This is a genomic window from Parabacteroides goldsteinii, from assembly GCF_020091425.1.
Classification (GTDB): domain Bacteria; phylum Bacteroidota; class Bacteroidia; order Bacteroidales; family Tannerellaceae; genus Parabacteroides; species Parabacteroides goldsteinii.
This window is the reverse complement of the sequence record NZ_CP081906.1, coordinates 588,247-610,921: the sequence shown is the minus strand read 5'-3', so window position 1 is coordinate 610,921 and position 22,675 is coordinate 588,247. Positions and strand designations below refer to the sequence as shown.

The following is a 22,675-nucleotide window of genomic DNA, read 5'->3' as shown; positions in this document are numbered from 1 at the left end:
TATCCTTTTTTCTATGATATTTAATCTTTATTGATTCAATACATGTATCGTATGACAAGCCACCAACGCAGCTGTCTCTGTGCGAAGTCGGCTATCTCCCAACGAGATAGGTTCAAATCCCTTTTTTAGAGCCAGTTCTATCTCTTCCGGACTAAAGTCTCCTTCAGGACCGATCAATACTAAAGCGTTTTCACCTGGACGATACGTTTGTTTTAATAATGTTTTATCTCCATCCTCACAATGAGCGATAAACTTACGGCCGTCAAAAGGTTGGCTGACAAATGATTTGAAATCAGTCATCCCTTCCAGCCGGGGTAGTGTCGCCTTTTGTGACTGCTTCATGGCACTGACCAGGATCTTTTCCAGACGGGCAGGTTTTATCTCCCGGCGTTCTGAGAAACGACAATTCAGGCAGGTAATGGCATCAATACCGATCTCGGTCGCTTTCTCTGCAAACCATTCCATCCGATCCATATTTTTTGTCGGAGCAACTGCGATATGAAGGTGGAAGTTCCATAAAGCCGATTGCTGCCAACTCTCCAGAATGGACACTTCGCAATGTTTATGATGGGCACGACTGATAGCCGCCTTATAAAAAGTTCCTTTACCATCAGTCAGCAAAATTTCATCGCCTTCGGTCAGACGAAGTACACGAATACAGTGACCTGCCTCCTCTTCCGGCAGTTCCGGATTCACTGCAATATCCGGCGTATAAAATATCTGCACGTCTCTTTAATTTTCAATTTATAATTTTCAATTACCCGAGTATCATCCCTATAATCGTGGCTGACAACACAGATACCAAAGCACCGGCAATCATGGCCGGAAAACCGAAACGGGTTATCATTTCCTTCTTCTCCGGAGCCAGCACTCCCATCCCGCCTAACAGAATCCCGATAGACGAAATATTAGCAAAACCACATAATATATAGGTAGACATTAAAATCGACTTTTGATACATGAACATCCCGGCATCTTTCCACTCCTGCAACTGGAAATAAGCCACAAATTCATTCAGGATCGTTTTCTGTCCCAGCAAAGAACCGACAAGCATAATATCCGGTGACGGAATACCGATCAGCCACATAAAAGGAGCCAGAATAACTCCGAGAATAAACTGGAACGTCAATCCCTGCGCTTTACCGTCAGTCACCGAAACAATCCATTCATTCAAACCGGTATAACGCCCCAGCAATCCTTCCAGAAGATAATTCGCCAAAGCGACCAGCGCAATGAATACCAAAAGCATTGCAGCTATATTGACCATCAGGCGGATACCGGTAGATGTTCCGGCAGCCAACGCATCCAAAGCCGTCGGATGGGAACTTCCTTTTTCCAGCGTGGCAGCCTGATCAACGGCAACTTCCGTCTGCGGACAAAGCATCTTTGCCAAAACGATCGAACCGGGTGCAGCCATCAACGACGCCGAAATCAGATGCTTGGCAAACAATACCCTGGCTACAGGGTCACCCCCCGATAACATACCAATATAAGTTGCCATAACCGTTCCGGCGATAGTCCCCATTCCGGACACCATAACCAGAAAGATCTCCGACTTATTCATCGCCGGCAAGTAATTCTTAATAAGCACGGGAGATTCAGTCATTCCCATAAATATATTTCCGGAGGTAACTAATCCTTCCGCACCCGATATATTCATAAACTTTCGTAGCAACCAGGAAAAAGCTCCCACAACACGCTGGATAATTCCCCAGTAATAAAAGAGGGAAACCAATGCTGAAAAGAAAATGACAACCGGTAATGAATGGATCAGGAATATAAACCCATTACTTTTGGTTGCGTACGGTCCTAATAAAAAGCCAACTCCCGCCTGGGTGAAGTCCATCAGTTTAATGAACGCCTTCCCCATCCATTCCAAAGCTGTTCCCACGAACGGTATATAAAGAACTGCCAGGGCAAATATGACCTGCATAATCAATCCACCTCCTATCAACTTCCAGTCGATACGTTTCCGGTCATAACTCAAGGCATATGCCACAGCCAGAACTGTCACGATCCCCAGTATTCCACGTAAAAGGGATTCCAGACTAATCCCGCTCTGTTGATCTATCATTTGGCACTTCCCTCCTCTTCTTCACGACGGCGAATCTCGTCTTTGTACATCTTTGCATACTCATAGTTCTCATCAGCTACAGCTTCTTCCATCCGTTCGCTCAATTCTTCTTCATCCAGAAGAGAAAGCCATTTCTTCAATTCCGCCTCATCTTCTATATCTTCCGGTTCTTTGTCCAGCAAAGCATAATCGTTGTCATCCATTTCATCCGGCATCGAGGATTCTTCCAGCACGACTCCGCATTCTGAAACGATATGTTCTGTCGTATAGATGTCACATTTCACCCGAAGAGCAATTGCAATGGCATCCGATGTCCGTGAATCGAGGCGTACCTGAGTTATGCCATCATCAAACAACAGCTCGGAATAGAAAACACCGTCTTCGAACTTATAAATGAAAACCTCCCGTAGCTGAATGCCGAAAGCCTGGGCAAAAGTCATAAATAAATCATGAGTAAGAGGCCTGGGAGGCGTAATATGTTCTAATGCAATAGCAATGGATTGTGCTTCCGATGTCCCTACTATAATAGGTACGCGACGAGCTCCGTTTTCTTCCGCCAGTATCAAGGCATATGCTCCCGCCTGAATCTGGCTATTAGTCAGCCCTTGAACCCGTAATTTTATTTTTGTATCCACACCACATAAATTTTATAGTACTGATACAAAAGTAATATTATTTCGGAATTAAAAGAGGGAAAGTGGACAAATGATGATCGGTAAAGTCTATAAAAAAGAAAAGGTTGTCATCGCGACAACCAATCTTCATTGCTAACCTTAAATCTAATACCATGAAAAACACAGTGCAAATATAAGCACTTTATGTTATTCAGCATAGTTTTCCAGCATATAAATTATAATTTTAGCAATATTTTAACACGTTAGCCAGCCATTTAAAGCTGATTAACAATTTCTTATTGATTTTGTGTGTATTTATCTGCTTTTTCCTTCATTCTCTTAGCACGGTTCTCACTGTCCGGGTGGGTAGAGAACATTTTCTGGATAGCAGAAGCCTTTGCACCACCGGCATTACTCATTTCCACAAGTTTAGTCAAAGATTTGCTCATTGCATAAGGATCGATACCATTCTTAATAGAAAATTCAAAAGCATAGTCGTCTGCTTCGTTTTCCTGCTTCTGAGAGAACTGGGCACCGGCTAAAGCCTCAGCCAAATCACCTAACTGCGAGTCGGTCAGTTTAGCAACAACGCCGTCTGTAGCCCCGGCTGCATTACGTGCGGCTGATCTCAGATAAGCGGTTTTCATAGCATCTTTCACATCGGTGTGAACCACATGACCGATCTCATGACCGATCACCGCCATTACTTCGGCATCATCCATCACTTCCATCAAACCGCCACAAACACGGATACTCCCGTCCCCACAAGCAAAAGCGTTCACGTCGATTACGTTGTACACTTTAAAGTTCAGATCCAGTCCATCCACCTTTATATTTTTTGTCAGGTTTTCCAGACGTTGTCCCATTTCTGTGTCAGGACCTGCCACTTCATTATGTGTATCCATCCATTCAATGTATTCACGGCTCATTTTAGCAATGTCCGCATCACTAAGAGTCACAGCTTTTGCTACATCAGTTGCAGCTCCCAAGACTTTCTTTGTGTTGATAGTTTTCCCTCCGATCTTAAACTGTGCAGATGCCGTCAGACTGACACCTGCCAGAAACATGAATGATAATAATGTTGTTCTCATACTCTATTTGTTTATTGCATATTTAGTTTGTTTGCATCTGTAAGAATTCTGCCAACTGGTTAAAAGTAATATCTTTCAAAATGACCTTTTTGTCTTTATCCAGCAAATAAAGTGTGGGTATGGCTTTCAGGTCATATATTTCATCATTTTTTAAAGAGATCGACTGATCATAAGCATTTATCCAACTTGCCGGAACATCCGGAATATGCTTTTTCCAGGCTTCCAAATCTTCGTCCGGATAAACAGCCAGTATCTTCAACGTATTATCCGCCTGCATTTTGTCCAGTAACGGCCAACCGGATATTTGTCCGGTTATTTCTTTACAGGCATGACAATCGGGATTATAGAAGAACAGCAATACATAAGGGGCTTTTATACCATATAATGTACCTGTTTCCCCATCAGCAAGCGTATATGTGAAATCTGTAGCTGGCTCTCCTACTCTGTTTTTAAGTGCCAGTTCCAGTAAATGAGCCGGACGGATCTTGTTCACCTCATCAAAGACCGGGGCAGACAAGATAGACTCCAACACATAAATATACAGAGATTCATCGCGCATCGGTGAATTGGGATCGTATAAATATTTCTCATACAGACCGGCTATATGAGTAAATACAATACTGTCGGTCTCAGCCTTGTGCATCATCCCTTTGATAGAAGACGAAGCGACTTCGGGAGTTACATACTTCATCAGATCGATATAGTTGGTAAGTGCCTGTTCCGTAATATCCGGCAGATGGATATACGCCGTATCGGTAAAATCAAATTTATCCCAATAATGCTGGACCAGATATTTGGCTCGTTCGCCCGGATCGGTAATCATACTGGGGACGGCAACCATTTCAAAGGTTCTCGGCGTTGTATCCTCTTTCTCTGTTTTTGCTGTCTGCTGGCCGTGACATGAGTTAAAAATCAACGCAAATGCCAGCAAGCAAAGTATTCTGACTATCATATCTTTATGTTTTTACATGCAAATATAACAGTTACAGTAGTTCCTGATATCACTTTAGCCAAATTATTTCAAATATTAATTAATGTAACATGCCGTGGGAGATACTATTTTACCGGCATCTCTCTCTGATTAGATGCCTTACTAATCTATTGCCGACAGCTGTAAGTAATATTATCGATAGTTATAAACAATATTGTCGATAGCAATCAATAATAATACTGATAGCTATCGACAATAGATTTGTAGCTAATGTAATTCGGTTCAGTACCTATACCAAGCGAAATTACATCAGGAACTATGAAATGTTTTATTTGATACTCCCCGTACCATCCAGAAAGTTGAGGTAAGCCTTCTGGCCTGCCAAAACATTCACTGCTTCCTGATCACCTCCGTTCTTACGGTATTCGATCTTATTGCTCAGGATGGCAAACTCGGTACGCCACCAGTCGGTTGACGGCAATTTAATGCACATACGTAAGGTGCCGGAGGCTACAAAAGCGGGTGAAACAAATTCGCCTTCACCGGAAGGAACGGTGAATTTACGGGCCTCGTCGAAGGTATCCCAACCACCGGAAGGATCGCCGGTCAGGTAGATATCGGGAGCCAGAAATTCGAGAGTGTAGTTCAAATCCTTACCTGACAGTTCGGTGGTAACGACCAGGATATACCAGCCGGCATTCTTCACACCGATATTCTCTCCGCCACTGCCATCATCCACACCGGACACTCCGGCTAAAGAGGCCGATGCAGTCGGAACAAGACCTTCGGAATAAGCGACCTGATTGCCGTTCCACAAAGGTTGCGCATTGAACTTCATCACGTTATTACCGCCAAAATATTGCATGGACCAGAATTTACCCGGAGTATCCGTTACCGGAATCATCTCCACCCATTTACCCCAACTGCTTCCGGAGGCAAAATCACCGACCAGATACATCTGTTCCGGCAAAGTGACAGGAGGTTCCACATTATAACCCAACACTTTCGGTAGTTCGATAACATTGGACGTGATTTGTCCCGCTCCATTATTCGTAAGGGAAGCGTTCAGACGAATATAAACCGGCATGGGTGTCTCCGGCAATTCGGCATTATCGTTCGAAACCTTCCACAAATCCAACAAAGCCATGGCAAAGTCAACGGCGTCTATATTCAACTCAGGCAGTGGGTAAGCCGGGGATAAGGTGGCATAATTTGCTTTTGTACCGGCTGCCTCATCGGCCTCCTTAAAAGTTTCTTCCAGGGAGAGCTGTACTTTATAGGTGGTAGAAGCCACGTATCCGTAATTAGGTTGCGTACAGGTCAGTTCAATGGAAGAAAGATTCTTCAGATCATATACTTCATTTGCCTGTGCCGGTGTATTCAGGTTGAACTCGGTTGGTTCCTGAAAAACCGGATTATCGTCTCTGTCTTCTCCGCAACCGGTCCAGCATAATGAACCGGCTAAAAGGAGCATATATATATTCAGTTTCTTCATTTGTTTACAGATTTGGAAGTTATTATTTTAATGATTCATATCCCGGGTTTTGCACCAGGTTCGGATTGGCTGTCAGGTCGCGGTCGCTGATCGGATAGATATTGAAGCGACTGTCGATATTTGCAACGCCTTCCAGTGTACCCCCTTTATATGCCCAGGCATAATCCTTAGTGAATTTTCCGAAACGTACGAGGTCGGAACGACGCTGTCCTTCCCAATATAATTCGCGGGCACGTTCATCGAGAATAAAATCAAGAGACAGGTCAGAGGCTGTAATATTGGCACTCTTATCACCGTTAGCACGTTCACGCAGTTGGTTTACATACTCAACGGCCTGTTCCTTATTGGTTCCGGCAGCATTGCGCACGGCACATTCCGCATAAATCAGGTAGATGTCTGCCAGACGGAACAACGGGAAGTCGGTGTTCGGATCGGGTGTCGGAGTTACTGCTGCGCCGTCCCAGCCCAGATTCGTAAATTTATGGCACAGGTAGCCGGTGTTCCAGTCCTGCATTTTCGATTCAGGAGTACGCGTTCCGCCACCGTCGAAGAAGGCATACCGTTTATCTTTCTTAATGAGACTGCCATGACTGTCGGTTCCCGCATCCGGACTTTCGTTGAAGAATCCGATCATCTGCTGTGTCGGCTTCAGGCAAGTCCACGAAGAAGACATTCCGAACCAGGTCTGGTCCATATCACCGCCATAGGCAGCGGCTGTCAGCATAATTGTACTGCCATAGCTTTTTGCATTGACATTATCGAAAGGAATCGCGTAGATAATTTCATTCTTATGCATACCCGTCAGATGGTTTTCACCACAGAAGAGGTTGGCATAATTATCTTCCAGGCCAAACCCGGCGTCAATTACTTTCTGGGCATATACAGCAGCCTTGTCATACATCGGTTTGCCGGTATAAACTTCTGCATTCAGATACATTTTGGCAAGAAGCGTGTTAATAACCGGTCTGGTTACACGACCGTACGTTGCCATAGAAGGCGTTTCGTCCAGATTACCGTTTTCGGAAAGATCGATCAATTCGGCTACGATCTTGTCAAACAATGCCTCCGCCCCTATCTGTGACGGTTTCCACGACTTATCGTCTGTTGGGCTATCATCCCAGACAACACCCGGATTACGATAAAGGTCGATCAGGTAATAATAATTCATTGCCCGGAGTCCGCGCACCTGGTCACGATATTTCTGAATATCCGGAATGTCGCTGTCTGCCGCATAAACGTCCAGGAATTCCTTGCAGTAACGAACATTCAGCATGGCACGCTGGTAGAATGAATAAGCATAAGGCAATGTATAATCCCAATTCAGCTGACATAACTCCACAATACCTTCGTCCGCCCAGTTCCAGATCGCTTCATCGGAAGGGAACAATTGCAAGGAGAGCAATCCGCGGAGAAAAACCAGCGAACCCTGGTCGCCACCCTGCAAGTCAGGCTCGACATTCGTATCGGAAGAGTTTCCCGACAAGCCGAAACCGGAATAGATTTTAGCCAGGAAGGACTGGCAGTCGGCTTCATTATGGATAGAACTGCTGGATTTATCCAGTATCGGTTCCTGATCGAGGTCGCCCAGACAGGAAGTAGCCCATACACAACATAAAGAGGCAAGGCCCAATGATATATATTTTTTCAGTTTCATGATAGATGCATTTTAGAAATTGATGTTAACTCCGAATAATACTGTTATCGGACGCGGATATACGTTGTTATCCATGCCGTCGTTCACTTCAGGATCGAGACCGTCATACTTGGTTATGATGATCGGGTTCTGCACGGTTGCATAGAAACGGGCATTCCAGCTACTTTTGATAAACTTGTCGACATTATATCCCAATGTAATATTGTCGATCTTCAGGAACGAAGCATTCTGGATATAGTAATCCGACAAACGCTGGCGTGACTGGAATCCGGTTTTCAAAACTGATATAGGTTTATTGCTCAACGCATTGTTCCCAAACAATTCGTTGACGCCCAATGCAGCATTGGCGGCCGTCGAGTTGAAATTGTAATTGCCCAGGCTAACACGTCCGTTGAAGCCTAAATCCCACTGCTTATACGTGAATTTGGAGTTGAAGCCCATCAACACGTCTGCGGTCGGTTTCTTATAACGATAGAGGTCGTTATCGGTAATTACACCGTCGCCGTTACGGTCCACATACTCACCTTCGATCGGGTTTCCGTCGGCATCATACACTTGCTGGAAAACATAGAATGTACCCGGAGCATAACCGACGCTATGGATCTTCAGACGCAAACCACCGTCACCACCTGTCGATTCAAAGCGTTTACCCGGTGAGTCGGAATTATCGTTATAAGTCAGTTCCGTAATCTTCGTTTTGTTGTAAGCGATATTGAATCCCAGGTCCCAACTAAAGTCACGACTTACTATCGGACGGGTATTGATAGAAAACTCAACCCCTTTGTTTTCGAGCGAACCGATATTCGAAACAACATATTCGGCAAAGTCAGTTCCGGCCGGCACATTCACTTCCGCATTGATAAGATCTTTTGTCTTACGGATATAACCATCCAAAGAACCGGTAATACGGCCGTTTAGGAATCCGTAATCGATACCGACATTATAGGTAGTCGTTGTTTCCCATTTCAGATTCGGGTTGGCGGCAGTCGGTGCCAATACATTTATCCAGGTCACATTTCCGGCAGCATCATAAACAGGATACATGGCTCCCCCTTTTCCTTCCCGGTAAAATGAAAGATACGGATAATCGCCCTGGTTAATATCCTGCTGCCCGGTGACACCCCAACCTAAACGCAACTTCAATTCATCCAGGCTGCTAAAATCTTTCATAAAGCCTTCTTCATTCATCTTCCATCCCAAAGCCAGCGAAGGAAAGAGTCCCCAGCGTTTATCTTTGGCAAAACGGGAAGAGGCATCATCACGCAAGGTGAAAGTCAACAGATATTTATCCATCAATGAGTAATTCATACGTCCATAGAAAGAGGCCAGTACATATTTGGTATCTGTTTCCTTATATTCGTTGCTTACGGTCGTATTCTGTCCGAACGTTTCCGGCTTGCGTGACAAATAATAAGTCACATTATCCGTCTGCGTCTGGTAACTCTGATAAGAATAACCTGCCATGATGTCGAAGCGGCTGGCTACCGACGGTAGTTCTTTGGAATACTGTGCATAGAAATCAAACAGTTTGTTTTTATGCGTACTATTATAGATACGGTTACTTCCGGTGGCGTCATCATCCGGCTGATAAGAACCGGGAGCATTCGGGTCAATATATTTCTTTCCTTCCACAGATGTATAATCGATACCCATATTCATATTAAAGCGTAAATCCGGCAAGAAGTGCAGTTTGTAATCGAACTGCGCATTTCCGATAAACGACTTGGCTGTCGAACGGTCATCGACCATTTCCAACATAGAAACAGGGTTGACTCCGGCTGAGGTCGCTCTGGTACCGTCCGGTGTGTAATCGCCGGTCCAGGTAAAATAACCTCCGTATTTACTGCCGTTTGTAACCGGCTTGGTCGGATCGAAGCTAACCGCGCTTCCCAACGCACCCGTATCGGCAAAACGGTTTTTGATATAAACGCCTTTACCATTCAGGTTTACATTCAGGTGATCCTGAAAGAAAGAAGGAGTCAATGAAACACTTCCGGTATATCGCTGGAAATTAGATGTTTTCAGAATACCGTTCTGATCAGTATAACCGAAAGAGACACGGTAAGGCATAAATTCTTTGACAGAGCCGTAAGCACTAATATTATGGTCGGTCGAAATTGCCGTACGCAACACTTCATCCTGCCAGTCTGTGCTGACATTTGGGAAGAGATTCAACGCATTCAGCATACCCTCCGTCGTGTTCGGAGCATTTGTGATATAATCACGGTATTCATCCCCGCTCATTACATCTACTTTATTACGTTTCGTGCTGACAGACACATTACCGCTGTAATTGATCTTGACACTACCGCTCTTTCCTTTTTTCGTTGTAATGATGATAACACCATTCGAGGCACGGGAACCGTAGATTGCAGTAGCCGATGCATCTTTCAGGACTGTAAAAGACTCGATATCAGAAGGGTTTATCGTACTCAGCGGATTGCTCAACCCGTCCGGGGCACTGTTACCCATAATCACACCGTCGATAACCACCAACGGATCGTTTTTAGCAGACAGGGAAGAACCGCCACGGATACGGATCGAAGAAGAGGAACCTGGCTGTCCGGTAGAAGAGGCTACGGATACACCGGCCACTTTACCCATCAACATATCCTGGGGGCTGACCTGCAAACCGCGGTTCTTTTCATCCGGTTTAATGGCAATAACGGAACCGGTAGCATCATTCTTCTTGACCGTACCATATCCGATCACGACAACATTCTCCAACATCTGGGAATCTTCTGCCAGAATAATATTCATATCAGAAGCAGCAGGCAACTCCTGCATCTTATATCCGATAAATGAAACAGAGATAATATCGCCTTTAGAGGCAGACAACAGAAACTTACCGTCTATATCGGTAACGGTCCCGTTCGTCGTTCCCTTTATAATAACATTCGCCCCGATAACCGGTTCTCCTGTAGGATCTTTCACAACTCCGGTCACTGTCATTTGCTGGGCAAAAACAGAAACGGACATACACAAGCCTGCGATCAGCATCAACAGTGCTTTAAACCTTAAACGTTTCATGTGCTTAAATTTAAGTTCTTTACAAGTTTACTTAATAACCTTAACAATCCTTTTACCTTATAGATTTTTTAACCCTTTTAATTCTTTCGGGTCGCTCACTTCCTGAATGCTGATGGCAAAGCCGCCACCACTGGCAGCGTTCAAATTCAATTTGCTTTTGCTTGTCAACACACCTTTCTTTATAGTATATGCCTGCGGATTATTTTTCCAGTCGGCATCTTTTGCATCGGCATAAACTACGGCCACATATTTCTTTCCCGGATCGAGGAAATCGAAAGACAGGCGGGACTCATGTCCGTTCTCATCGGCCGTACAGCCTACGAACCAGTTACCTGTTCCTTTTGCTTTGCGGGCAATCGTGATATAGTCGCCCGGCTCTGCTTCCAGATAGAGAGATTTGTCCCAATCAAGGGCAACGTCTTTAATAAACTGGAAGGCATCGGCATACTGTTCGTAATGTTCGGGGACATCGGCTGCCATCTGGAGCGGACTGTACATCGTTACATAAAGTGCCAGCTGGCGTGCCAGTGTCGAACGAACCTGTGACGTGTTGGACGGATTCATCGCGCTGCAATGTGTTTCGAAGATACCCGGCGTATAATCCATCGGGCCACCGATCAGACGGGTGAAAGGAAGAATCGTTGTATGGTCGACATTGTTACCACCAAATGATTCGTATTCTGTTCCGCGGGCCGATTCATTACCGATCAGGTTCGGATAGGTGCGGCACAGGCCGGTCGGGCGTGTTGCTTCGTGAGCGTTTACCATGATCTTGTAGTCGGCTGCTTTCTTTACGGCATACAGATAATGGTTACACATCCACTGTCCGTAATGATGTTCACCGCGAGGAATGATATCGCCTACGTAACCGCTCTTTACACTGGTATAGCCGTTGTCTACCATGAACTGATAGGCTTGATCCATATGACGTTCATAATTGCGGACAGATGCGGATGTTTCATGGTGCATCATCATCTTGATACCTTTGCTGGCTGCATAACGATGGATTTCCTGTACGTCAAAATCAGGATAGGGAGTAACAAAGTCGAATACATAATCTTTGCTCTTGCCGAACCAGTCTTCCCAACCTTCGTTCCAACCTTCCACCAGGACGGCATCGAAACCATTGGCTGCCGCAAAGTCGATATACCGTTTTACGTTCGTTGTATTGGCAGAGTGACGGCCATTAGGTTTTGTTTTTGAATAATCGGTTTCCCCTAGTTTCACGCTGCTCAATTCGTCAGTATAAGCCCAAGTCCCTTTGTTGGTAATCATATCCCACCATACACCGATATATTTGGTCGGTTTGATCCAGGATACATCGTCCAGCTTACACGGTTCATTCAGGTTCAAGGTGATGCGGGATGCCAGGATATTACGGGCATCATCGCTTACGATAACCGTTCTCCACGGTGACTGGCAAGGTGTCTGCATATATCCTTTATCGCCTTTTGCATCCGGTGTCAACCATGATTCGAACGTCATCGTTTTGTCATCCAGATTCAGATGCATACAGGAATAATCAACTAAAGCAGCTTCATGCAGATTGATATATAATCCGTTATCCGATTTCATCATTAACGGAGTCTGTACACCGGTCTGCGAGAAAGGTGTTTGTGATGAGTTGGGAGTAACAGCCTCTTTCATCAAACCGCGGATCTCGCTCAGGCGAGAGGTCATGGTACTATATTCCTGTGTATCGTAATCGCCCGGCAACCAGAATGTCTTATGGTCGCCTGCCATAGCGAACTGCGACTTTTCTTCCTTGATCACGAAGTAATTCAACTCTTTTTGCTGAGGGAATTCATAACGGAAACCCAATCCGTCGTTGAACAGGCGGAAGCGAACCACGATAGACCGGTCGTTGGAAGGTTGTTCCAACGTTACAGCCAGTTCGTTGTAATTATTACGGATTTCTTTTTCCTCGCCCCAAACCGGTTGCCAGGTTTCATTGAAGCTGGAAGTACGGGTGTCCTTTATCCGGAAACCGTCATACAGATTCGTTTTCTTATCCAGTGCATCCACGTCCTTACGTTGCTTGAACTCAAAGTCGACGGCGGCATCCGCATCTTCTTTCTTCAATTCTAAACCCAGATGACTGGGTTTAATCACTTCTTTTTGTTTATAACTCAGGTCATAAACCGGTGCGCCCTTTTCATCCAACCGGAAGTTCATTTCCAGATTTCCGTCAGGCGACAACAATTGCTGTGCATAGCTGATCGTGCTGCATCCGAGCAGGGCGATCCATATTAATACTTTACTTCTCATGGTGTTATTATATGATTTAATTAACTTTTCCGAATTCAAGGATCAACACGCCTTTACCTTTCAACGATAAAGAGGTCTGCAAATCGATCTGTCGGTCGTTCAACAGGTCGTAAGCCCGCTGAGCAGGAAGAACTTCCTGATAAGGAGCCAGGTCGATCGTGCGGTCAGCATCAGAGCCGTTCAGGAAAACAACAACGGAATGATTTCCGTACTTACGTTCGTAAACGTATACTTCGTTCTGCGTAATAAAATGTTTGAACGAACCTTTGGCTATCGCATCATTGCCTTTTCGCCAGTTGAGTAGCTTACTTATATATGTATAGGCTTCGTTCTGCTGAGGGGTGCGACCGGCCGGAGTAAATGCGTTTTGCTTGTCACCTGCCCATCCGCCAGGAAAGTCACGGCGCAGAACACCATCGCCGTTGGCCTTATCGGCAGCCATCAGTATTTCGGTGCCATAATAAATCTGCGGGATACCACGAACGGTCAGCAGGAAAGCCAAAGCCTGTTTGTAGCGGTTCAGGTCGCCTGTAGGCGGTACTTTATAAAAACGGGAGGTATCGTGGTTATCGAGGAATACCAACAGATTCATCGGGTCGGTATACACGATATCCTGTGTCAGGTAATCATAAATACGTGCCAGTCCCCTATCCCAACTGTTCGTCTCTTCATCGAATGCCGACGACATGATATTCATCAAAGGGAAATCCATGACCGTAGGCAGGTAAGAGTTCCGGGGATAAGCCACTTTACTATCCTTCTGCCAGAAAGAGACACCTACATTATTTCCGATCCACGTCTCTCCTACTATATTAAAATCAGGATATTCAGCATTGACAGCCCTGCACCAACGTGCCATCATATCGAAATCGGCATACGGATGCGTATCTTGTCGGATACCGTTGATCCCAGCATATTCAATCCACCAGATACTGTTCTGGATCAGGTAAGAAGCCACGTGCCGGTTACGTTGGTTCAGGTCGGGCATCGACTGGGTGAACCAGCCGTCTATATTTTTCACTTTGTCATAATCAGAACGGTAAGTGTCGGCCTGCGGCATCGTCTGGTAACCGGTCTGTACGAAATTATCCTGGAAGTTGAACCAGTTGTCGGACGGCTTATCGGTAAAGAAGAAATGTTCGCTTCCGCAATGGTTAAAGATCATATCCATTACGATCTTCAATCCTTTATCGTGGGCAGCACTAACCAGTTGGCGAAACTCTTCATTATCACCGAAGCGAGGATCGACTTCATAATAATCAGTAATGGCATACCCGTGATAGGAACCTTCGGTCATATCGTTCTTCAGGATAGGATTCAGCCAGATGGCGGTAACGCCCAGATCGGAGAAATAATCCAGATGATCGGCTATCCCTTTCAGGTCACCTCCATGGCGGGCATACATATCCGTACGATCCACTTTCGACTCGCGCATTCCGGGAACGACATCATTCTTCGGATCACCGTTGGCGAAACGGTCGGGCATGATCAGGTATAAAACGTCTGAAGCATGGAAACCTTTCCGGACAGACGAATCCTTCTCGCGTTCTTTTATCTGATAAGGGATGATCGTTTGTTCCCCGTTCTTTGTCAGTTGAATGTTAAATTCTTGGGGAGCTGTTTCCGACAGATCCAGATAAAGCAGTAAGTAATTCGGATTTTGTAGCTTCACGATCTCTTTCACGCGAATATCGGAAGAAGTTATCAATACGCTATCGGTCGCGATATCCGTACCGTATAATAGGATTTGCAGTTCGGGATTCTTCATACCCGACCACCAGAAAGCAGGTTCCACTTTCTGTATTTTTACGCCTGACAAAACAGGCAGGCAAAAGCCCAGACATAATACAAAGGTTACAATTATCTTTTTCATGGAATGATTTGTTGGTGAACGATGCAAATGTAGCGGGATAGATTACCGGGAAAACGCATTAGAAAAAAAATCAAAACCTTAAAAACTCCTTTTTACCTGTAATACAACACAATAACACATTTCAATCAGGCAAAAAATCAAAACGCATTAGAAGGTATTTCAAATGTATTTCACTACCTTTGCGCTAGATGAATCAAATCAACAACATGAAAAACACGCTATATTCTCTTTTTCTACTCCTTTTGTCGATATTGCCGGCATATGCATCCGGCGATAAGCCGACGATCAAATCCCTGCTCAAAGAGCTGGATCGTACTATCGCAATGAAAGCCGACTTTCACAAACAGCGGGAACACGAGATAGACAGTATCCGGAAACTGGCACATGCCACTCCTTCGCCGGAGGAAAAATACCACCTGTACAGCTCCCTGTACGGAATCTACCTACATTACCAGGCCGACTCGGCACTGCATTATCTGGAAAAAAGGAAAGCGCTCCTTCCGTCTCTCCAAAATCCACAGTACGAGAACGATTTATGGATCGCAAGAGCCGAAGTTCTGGGAATCATGGGACTTTACAATGAGGTGGCCGCCCAACTGGAACAGGTACGCCGGGATCAACTGGACAACCAGACCCTGCTTTACTATTATTATACCTGTCGTACTTACTACGGTTGGATAGCAGACTACACCCGTACCGACGAGCGACATAAGTATATCGAAAAAACGAATGCCTACCGCGACTCCATCTTATCCCTCACAACCAACCAGCTTGACCACAGTGTGGTACTGGCCGACAAAATGATCGTAGAGGGACAAGCGGATAAAGCAATCGAACTGATCGATAAAGAATTGGCAGGGTTGGACAATCAGGAGTCACTTGTCTATCTGTTATACAACCTGTCGCAGGCCTATGCCCAGAAAGGCGACACCGAAAAACAAATCTATTACCTGGCACAAACCGCCATAGCCGACCTGAAAACAGCTAAACGTGAATATATCTCCCTGCAAAAACTGGCATTGCTGATGTTTGAAAAGGGAGATATCGAACGAGCCTACAAATACCTGAGTTGCTCGATGGAAGATGCCGTTGCCTGTAATGCCCGCCTCCGTTCGGTAGAAGTAACCGAGTTTTTCCCGATCGTGGATAAAGTGTATAAACTGAAAATAGAGAAAGAGAAACAGATATCGCGCACGTTACTGATCAGTGTGAGCTTTTTATCCTTCTTATTATTGGTAACAATCATCTACCTGTACCGGCAGATGAAGAAACTTTCCCTCATGCGAAAAGCAGTCAGTGCCTCCAATGAGCAATTACAGGAGATCAATAAAGAATTGAGCCAGGCCAGCAAAATAAAGGAAGAGTACATTGCCCTTTACCTGAACCAATGTGTCATCTATCTGGATAAACTGGATACGTACCGCCGTTCTTTAGCGAAACTGGCTATGGCCTCCAAACTGGATGACTTATTCAAAACAATCAAGTCCGAACAATTCATACGCGATGAACGGAAGAATTTCTACAATGAGTTCGATAAATCGTTCCTGAAGCTATTCCCCCATTTCATCAAATCGTTTAACGACCTGATGAGTGAGGAAGGAAAGCTATGCCCAAAATCAGGAGAGATATTATCTACGGAACTCCGTATCTTCGCCCTGATCCGCCTGGGAATCAACGACAGCAGCAATATCGCCCATTTTCTGGGTTATTCGCTGGCTACCGTTTATTCGTATCGCAGCAAAGTGAGAAGCAAAGCGCTCGACAAAGAGAAGTTTGAAGAGCTGGTTGCTTTGCTTTAAGTCTGAAGTGATTTAAAATCGATAACCCACCGACAAATTCATTCCCTGCAGGGTAAAGCTGTTTAGGGTATAGGTTGCCAGTTTCTTATTGGCACTGCCGGGTATGAATTCGTAGACATCGACGGTATCGCTACGGTAACCAGCCTGTAACCCCGCTTCAACATAGAAACCCCGCCAGATCGGTTGAAGCCAGCCCACGGAGATCCCGCCGCCATAGAACAAACCAGTACTGTTATCCTCCAGCTCCTCCTTTATACGTACATTAAAACTCCCATACTGCCCGTACACCCCGGCATACAGTCCACGGAAACGACTGTCGCCCCACAACCACCAGCGCGGTTCTACCTCCAGACAGGTCATGCTGAACAGATTATACTGATCCCCTTTATTGTAAGGCATTGCATAGGCAAACGACACCTGCGCCGAGAAACGCTCCATAAAGTACACCTCCGCTGCCACATTCGCTACCGGCGAATACATCGACCCGTCGGGCAACAAACCGGCAAACAACAATGCATTCGTCTTTATCCCCAATCCGACAGTCCCCAGGAGGAAATGGCTGGCTGGTACAGATTTTGAGACAGACTTCGGCGCCGGTTCAGCCACAGTTTTCACCTTCTTCGTTCGGGGTTGCCCTGCTGTAGCCTTCTGCTTGCCGGACGGTTCCATATCTTCTTCGGAAGAACTTGAAACAACCGACTGCCGCTTCGTTACGACCGGATGTTTCTTTACTTCAACAATCACGCGGTTATCCAGATCGGTACGGGCATCGACATCGAGTTCAAACAGGTCGGGATCGTCCAGGCAGCAGCTTCCCGTCAGATACTCCTGCAAAAAGGTGGCCTGTCTCATCGCCAACTCGCGGGCGGCAGAGTCGTAGCGTTTTGAGACACTCTGAAGCGCTGTCAGTGAAACGGTATATTCGCCTGTTGACAGTTGGTGGCTGCAGTCCGACAGCAACGTGATCAGCTCTTCCAGATTATTGGCCGTTTGCAGCCGTTGGTGATTGACACGTTCCGTTCCTTTGATAAAATGGATAGTGTAGCTCTGTCCGGCAGCTGTAAAGGCCAACAAACAGAGTATAGCCAGCAGTCCGGAGAATCGTGTACGTTGTTTCATTTCCGTATATTATTTGATTGATTGTTGTTTCTTTTCATTGTTTCGCCAGGCTTTTCGCCAGATTGCACGCTCGCTGCAACTATATGGGTTCGGTAGCATCTATTCCGTAGTCGGCCGGACAGGGCAGTTCCAGTTGAATACCAGAGGGAAGAGCATCGAACGATGATGTATCGAGCGACGATAATACCCTTATATTCCGGTCATAGATATAGACCCAAAACACTTCTCTCCCATAATAAAGCCGTGCCAACAAACGTAGGGTCATCCCCGGTCGTGTAATGATAGAGGCCGGAATGACAGTCGCTTTCTTTTTACGCCGGGGCTGCATGACTTTTTTGACAGTCCTTGCAGCGGACGGACGGATAGTTTCCGGACGAGTAGTTTCCGGACTAACTGGAACATGTGCGGGTGGTGGTATAGATTCAGTTTGTAACAGGGATTCCTCCGTGTCCTCCGCATTGTTTGTGTCCTCCGTTTCGTCTGTGGTATCCGCATTGCTCACCTCATCCGATATCTCTTCAGCTACCCAGAAGCAGGTGTCCTCTTCGGCAGGTGGAACAGGCGGGGGATATTGAAAATCGGTTTCCTCCGGTACAGGCTGTTTCGTTTCCTGATTCCAGCTCGATACCCACAGGAAGCCGGCCAACAGCAAAAGGTTGGCTCCCAGCAGTACACCGCCCCAAAGCTTTATTCTCTGTTGTTCTTTCCGGATATAACTCAGTTCTTTGCTCTCTTTCCGGATGTTCTCCGAATTACGATCTTCTTCCCCCATCATTACGGTATGTTTTGCTATTAATACTATCAAATATCCTCAATCGTCCATACGATATTTCCTCCTGCCTCCGGTGTTGCCTTTATCCATAACGGATCAGCCTGGTATGCTTTTTTTGCTTGCGGATTTACTTTTAGCGTACGCTGTCCCGTAATATCCACCCCGCCGAACGTTTCCGCCGGATATTCGGCATCCAGCACCGGAACCACTCCCGTACGTCGGCTGGTTACTATCGACAGCTTCCGGCAATTATAAAAGGCCCTCCGACCGATCATCGCCAGTGTTGCAGGCAGGTCGACTTCCCTAAAGCCCGTATCTTCAAAGGCGCTGGCAGCAATAAACGTCACACCCGAAGGAACCTCCAGTTTGTCAACGCTGGTCGACAAACTCGACAGGCTCTCTTTGAACACCTCCACACCGATTTCCGTCAAACGGCAGTTCGACAGGTCCAGTCCCCCCAACGCCGCACATCTCATAAAGGCACGATCGCCCAACTCTCTCAGGGAAACCGGCAGCACCAGCATCCCTGTCAGGTTTTTGCAATTATAGAAAGCCTCCGCACCGATCGTTGTCAGCGACTCCGGTAAATCAAGCGTTCCCGCCAGATTATAACATTCGCTAAAAGCCCCTTCTCCTATCTGCGACAAATTCACCGGTAATGTCAGTTTTGTCAATGTATTGCATGCCCGGAAAGCATCCTTACCGATCGTTCGCAGGCCGGAAGCCCCTACCAGATCCAGATCGTTCGATTCGCTCTCGGTGAATGCACCGGCAAAGGCACGCTCACCGATCGATTGCAGGCTGGAAATAAAAATATTATCCATCTTCAATCCGGAACACCCTTCGAAAGCCCGGTCGCCGATAACCTGCAACACACGCGCCCCTGAATACTTGAGTTCTTTCAGGCGGCTACCTGCAAAGGCCGCATTTCCTACCGACAACAACCTTTCGGGTAATGTGATCTTCTGCAATGTACGGTTTCCTTCAAACGCACTCTCCGGCAGATTCACCATAGCGACACCGGCCAGGTTTATCTCTTCGACTGCCAGCTCTTTATTGCGCAACGTATTGATATCATCCGCATTGATCCCTTTCTGCGAAACCAAACGGATAGACTTATACCTATCCATCTTTGAGAAATCAATGAACGAAGCCAGTGTTCCCGGCCTGTTCAGTTCGATATAGGCTCCTTCGGTACCACTCTGGTTGATCCGGATCTCCACCGGCTCCTTATCTTCAGGTGCCAGGTGGATCACGGCGCTACGCTTGGCGGTCGCACTATTATCATCCACCCGGAAATGAAGTTTTCCGCCACTGGAATAAATATCATGTACCCAATTTGAAGGCTCTCCGGCATCATAGTCTATCGTTGCCCGAAAAGCGCCCAAATTCACCGGTACAGTTTCTATGACCACTCCCCCTTCCAGCAAATTATACAGGCGGGGAATAAGCTCCGTGTCCGTTACTTTGGCTGCCGCCTGTGTAACGGTAATGGTCGCTTCGACAGGTACGTCGCTCTGCAAGCGCAGGACGATCACGGCCGTACGCGCTTCCGGCCGGGTATTCTCTTCGACCTTAAACCGCAAAGTGCCACCCAGTTGTACACCGGTCGACCCGGTCAACCAGGGAGCGTCTTTCGGCAACTCCACTTCAAAAGGGCCGCTGGCTACCACCGGGATATCGAATGTCTCGCCTGCTACCGCCGCTTCGTACGACTTTATTTCGGGCAGAAGTACATTCTCCCGTCCCCGCTGTACCAGTGTAAAGGTATCGGTCAACAGGGCACCTGTACTTGAATCGTTTATTACCAGGCGTGCCTTGCGCGGCTCCGTCTTAGTGTTGGGTTGAAGCGTCAACCGGATACGCTCCTCCGTCGGCACCGCCTTGCTACGAGGCGGCATGGTAATCCACGAAGCTTTGTCGAGCAGACGCAACCCGTTCGATGTCGTATTCTTCATCAGGGAGAGTTCGTACCGTGTATCGGCGGCTCCCACCGTGTCGCGACTAATCACGAAATACAAGGCTCCGCGTCCGCCCTGCGTTACCGTTACTTTTGAGGAGAGCGTGCCGCTGCTGACAGTCACCGTCGCGGTACGTGCATCATAGGTCGGATTCTCATCGTAGGCCAGCAGCAGCTTCTCTTCTTTCACCGCCTTCGTGGCGGAAGGTTTCAACCAGGCGGCATCGCTCGCAACCTCATAGTCCGCCTTGTTGGTGGCAAGGGTGAACTCCACAGAGCCTGCCGGCCAGGCCACGACAGCCGAGTTGCGGTCCAGTCCCAGTACATCCTGCTGCGCCTGCGACACTTTGATTGTACTGATTTTATGGCCTACCTGTATATCCACCTGCGCGCTTCGTGCCACCGTCGACGTATTGGCGGCCGCCGTCAATGTCAGTTCGTAGGTGCCTGCTCCGCCGCTATCCGGCGAGACAGTCAGCCAGGAACCCGACGAAACAGCCGTCCAGGCATGGCTTGTCGTAACCTTTACCGTCTGCGCTCCGGTGACCTGTGCAAACGACAGGTTTTCCTTTCCCGCTTCAATGCGTGCTGAGTGAGGCAATTCCTCCTGGCACCCAGCCAGCAGCAAGGCGATCAGGAGGATCGTTGTTAGTCGTTTTATATGTTTCATTTCCGATTGATTGTTTTGAGAAGGTCTTTACCGGGTTTAAAGCCTACCGTTGTGCGCCCGTAAAACATAGCCGGAGCACCGGTCTTGGGGTTACGTACCGGGCGTGCATTTTGTTTACGGGGAGAAAAGCGGCCGAAACCCAAAAATAAAATATCTTCTTCACGTGCCAGGATTTCGGTGGTGAGTGTAAAAAAATCGTTTACGAATTTGTACATTTCAGTTACCGGCCGGTCGGTACGCTTTGCCAGCTCATTAATAAATTCCGTCTTGTTCATAACTTTATATTTTATGCTATTTTTAAATGTTGTTCATCCAGGCTTCGAACTGTTCCCGATAGCTGTTTATTTCTTCGGGTACGATTATTTCTATATATTCGTCTCCAACCAATGCGGTCATCCGGCCAGAAAGCGAGAACAGGCTAGCCGCCGGGAAATAGATATAGACAAACTTCACACCTTCGGAAGTACTGCCCCGTATCACTTCCAGCTCGGGAAAAAGCCAGGTAGCGAAATAAGCTGAGTAGCCAAAAGCCATCAGTCGATCTTCTTTCAGGTATAAAAAAATCCTGTCCGTATTGGTTCGTTCCTTTTCCAGGATGGTATCTATTCGGTTCATATTATTTGTCCTTCTGAGGTTAATAGTCTCTAACGCATCTATATTTATAAGAAGAGGTCTTTGCTGCGGAATCCGATTGCGGTGCAGCGGTTGTGAAATCCAGATACCAAGCCTCAACCGCCGTATTCTCCGTGGCGGTCCAATACGGGCTTGCGCTTAACTGTCCGCTGGAATAAATAACATCGATCCCTGCCTTGAACAACCACATCAGCATCATCTCCCGCTGCGTAGGCAAGCGCCAGCCACTGGGAAACTCGTCTGTCTTATAACTAGCACATCCACTTGTGATTACTGTTCCGTCCTGGCCGAGGTTCCTATTTGCCGATGCATCGATTCCCATGGCCGCTGCCCAGCTTACCTCTCCGTCTGGCCCGTCTACCGGAGCAATGATAAAGCGGAAAGGTACTTTGTCATTTACAGGGATATTCTCTCCGTTGCCTTTGTCATGAGTATGGCGGATGGTAGAGCCGTTTGTACCGTCTGCATTCTTTACCAGTAACTTCATGCCCAGAGGCCAAACGGCACTTTCAGACATACCGTAAGAGTAGAATACGGCGTAATTGCTGCCAGGATTGCCAGGGTTGGTCCCTATCAGCTTCTCTTTTCTTAATTCCTGTCCGAAGGCGGTTGCGGCCGGAAGCAGGCTAAGTATAACTGCTGCTATGAATAATCTATTTATCATATATTCTGCTTTAAGGTTCATATCGATA

Annotated in this window: 17 protein-coding genes; 1 reads left to right on the top strand and 16 read right to left on the bottom strand. The window is 46.7% G+C overall.

What is annotated here, in order from left to right:
- Positions 1–27: 27 nt before the first annotated feature.
- From K6V26_RS03380 to K6V26_RS03335, 10 genes are all read right to left on the bottom strand, one after another.
- Positions 28–726, bottom strand: coding sequence for a 16S rRNA (uracil(1498)-N(3))-methyltransferase (locus tag K6V26_RS03380; RefSeq protein WP_224264609.1), 699 nt, complete (start codon positions 724–726; stop codon positions 28–30).
- 31 nt (positions 727–757) lie between these two features.
- Positions 758–2,074 carry a NupC/NupG family nucleoside CNT transporter gene (locus tag K6V26_RS03375; protein ID WP_007657689.1) on the bottom strand — a complete coding sequence of 439 codons (1,317 nt, stop codon included), beginning with the start codon at positions 2,072–2,074 and terminating at the stop codon, positions 758–760.
- Entirely contained in the window at positions 2,071–2,709 is a 639-nt protein-coding gene (locus K6V26_RS03370) for a bifunctional nuclease family protein (RefSeq protein WP_224264608.1), read from the bottom strand. The genes K6V26_RS03375 and K6V26_RS03370 overlap by 4 nt, the downstream gene beginning before the upstream one ends.
- 275 nt (positions 2,710–2,984) lie before the next feature.
- Complete coding sequence (locus tag K6V26_RS03365) at positions 2,985–3,779, bottom strand: M48 family metallopeptidase (protein ID WP_224264607.1); 795 nt, start codon at positions 3,777–3,779, stop codon at positions 2,985–2,987.
- A gap of 22 nt (positions 3,780–3,801) precedes the next feature.
- Positions 3,802–4,731 (bottom strand): DUF5106 domain-containing protein, encoded by a 930-nt coding sequence (locus K6V26_RS03360; RefSeq protein WP_224264606.1) that lies wholly within the window; start codon positions 4,729–4,731, stop codon positions 3,802–3,804.
- Positions 4,732–5,038: 307 nt separating this feature from the next.
- Positions 5,039–6,205, bottom strand: coding sequence for a SusF/SusE family outer membrane protein (locus K6V26_RS03355; protein WP_224264605.1), 1,167 nt, complete (start codon positions 6,203–6,205; stop codon positions 5,039–5,041).
- 22 nt (positions 6,206–6,227) lie between these two features.
- Positions 6,228–7,859 (bottom strand): RagB/SusD family nutrient uptake outer membrane protein, encoded by a 1,632-nt coding sequence (locus K6V26_RS03350; protein WP_224264604.1) that lies wholly within the window; start codon positions 7,857–7,859, stop codon positions 6,228–6,230.
- A gap of 12 nt (positions 7,860–7,871) precedes the next feature.
- Positions 7,872–10,889 carry a SusC/RagA family TonB-linked outer membrane protein gene (locus tag K6V26_RS03345; protein WP_224264603.1) on the bottom strand — a complete coding sequence of 1,006 codons (3,018 nt, stop codon included), beginning with the start codon at positions 10,887–10,889 and terminating at the stop codon, positions 7,872–7,874.
- Positions 10,890–10,946: 57 nt separating this feature from the next.
- Positions 10,947–13,157, bottom strand: coding sequence for a glycoside hydrolase family 97 protein (locus K6V26_RS03340; RefSeq protein ID WP_224264602.1), 2,211 nt, complete (start codon positions 13,155–13,157; stop codon positions 10,947–10,949).
- A 16-nt stretch (positions 13,158–13,173) separates the two neighbouring features.
- Positions 13,174–15,030, bottom strand: coding sequence for a glycoside hydrolase family 13 protein (locus tag K6V26_RS03335; RefSeq protein ID WP_224264601.1), 1,857 nt, complete (start codon positions 15,028–15,030; stop codon positions 13,174–13,176).
- 206 nt (positions 15,031–15,236) lie between these two features.
- Here K6V26_RS03335 and K6V26_RS03330 point away from each other — a divergent pair, with 206 nt between their 5' ends.
- Positions 15,237–16,829: a DUF6377 domain-containing protein gene (locus K6V26_RS03330; protein WP_044246491.1), complete on the top strand. Its 1,593-nt coding sequence runs from the start codon at positions 15,237–15,239 to the stop codon at positions 16,827–16,829.
- A 12-nt stretch (positions 16,830–16,841) separates the two neighbouring features.
- Here the strand turns inward: K6V26_RS03330 and K6V26_RS03325 are convergent, their stop codons facing one another.
- The 6 genes from K6V26_RS03325 to K6V26_RS03300 form a co-directional block, all read right to left on the bottom strand.
- Positions 16,842–17,948 (bottom strand): DUF3575 domain-containing protein, encoded by a 1,107-nt coding sequence (locus tag K6V26_RS03325; RefSeq protein WP_224264600.1) that lies wholly within the window; start codon positions 17,946–17,948, stop codon positions 16,842–16,844.
- 79 nt (positions 17,949–18,027) lie between these two features.
- Positions 18,028–18,723 carry a hypothetical protein gene (locus K6V26_RS03320; protein WP_224264599.1) on the bottom strand — a complete coding sequence of 232 codons (696 nt, stop codon included), beginning with the start codon at positions 18,721–18,723 and terminating at the stop codon, positions 18,028–18,030.
- A gap of 26 nt (positions 18,724–18,749) precedes the next feature.
- Positions 18,750–21,350: a BACON domain-containing protein gene (locus tag K6V26_RS03315; protein ID WP_224264598.1), complete on the bottom strand. Its 2,601-nt coding sequence runs from the start codon at positions 21,348–21,350 to the stop codon at positions 18,750–18,752.
- Positions 21,347–21,625 (bottom strand): HU family DNA-binding protein, encoded by a 279-nt coding sequence (locus K6V26_RS03310; RefSeq protein ID WP_007657667.1) that lies wholly within the window; start codon positions 21,623–21,625, stop codon positions 21,347–21,349. The genes K6V26_RS03315 and K6V26_RS03310 overlap by 4 nt, the downstream gene beginning before the upstream one ends.
- Before the next feature lie 22 nt (positions 21,626–21,647).
- Positions 21,648–21,965, bottom strand: coding sequence for a hypothetical protein (locus tag K6V26_RS03305; protein WP_122328709.1), 318 nt, complete (start codon positions 21,963–21,965; stop codon positions 21,648–21,650).
- A 19-nt stretch (positions 21,966–21,984) separates the two neighbouring features.
- Positions 21,985–22,647, bottom strand: a complete 663-nt coding sequence (locus K6V26_RS03300) for a DUF1566 domain-containing protein (RefSeq protein ID WP_224264597.1) — start codon at positions 22,645–22,647, stop codon at positions 21,985–21,987.
- Positions 22,648–22,675 lie beyond the last annotated feature (28 nt).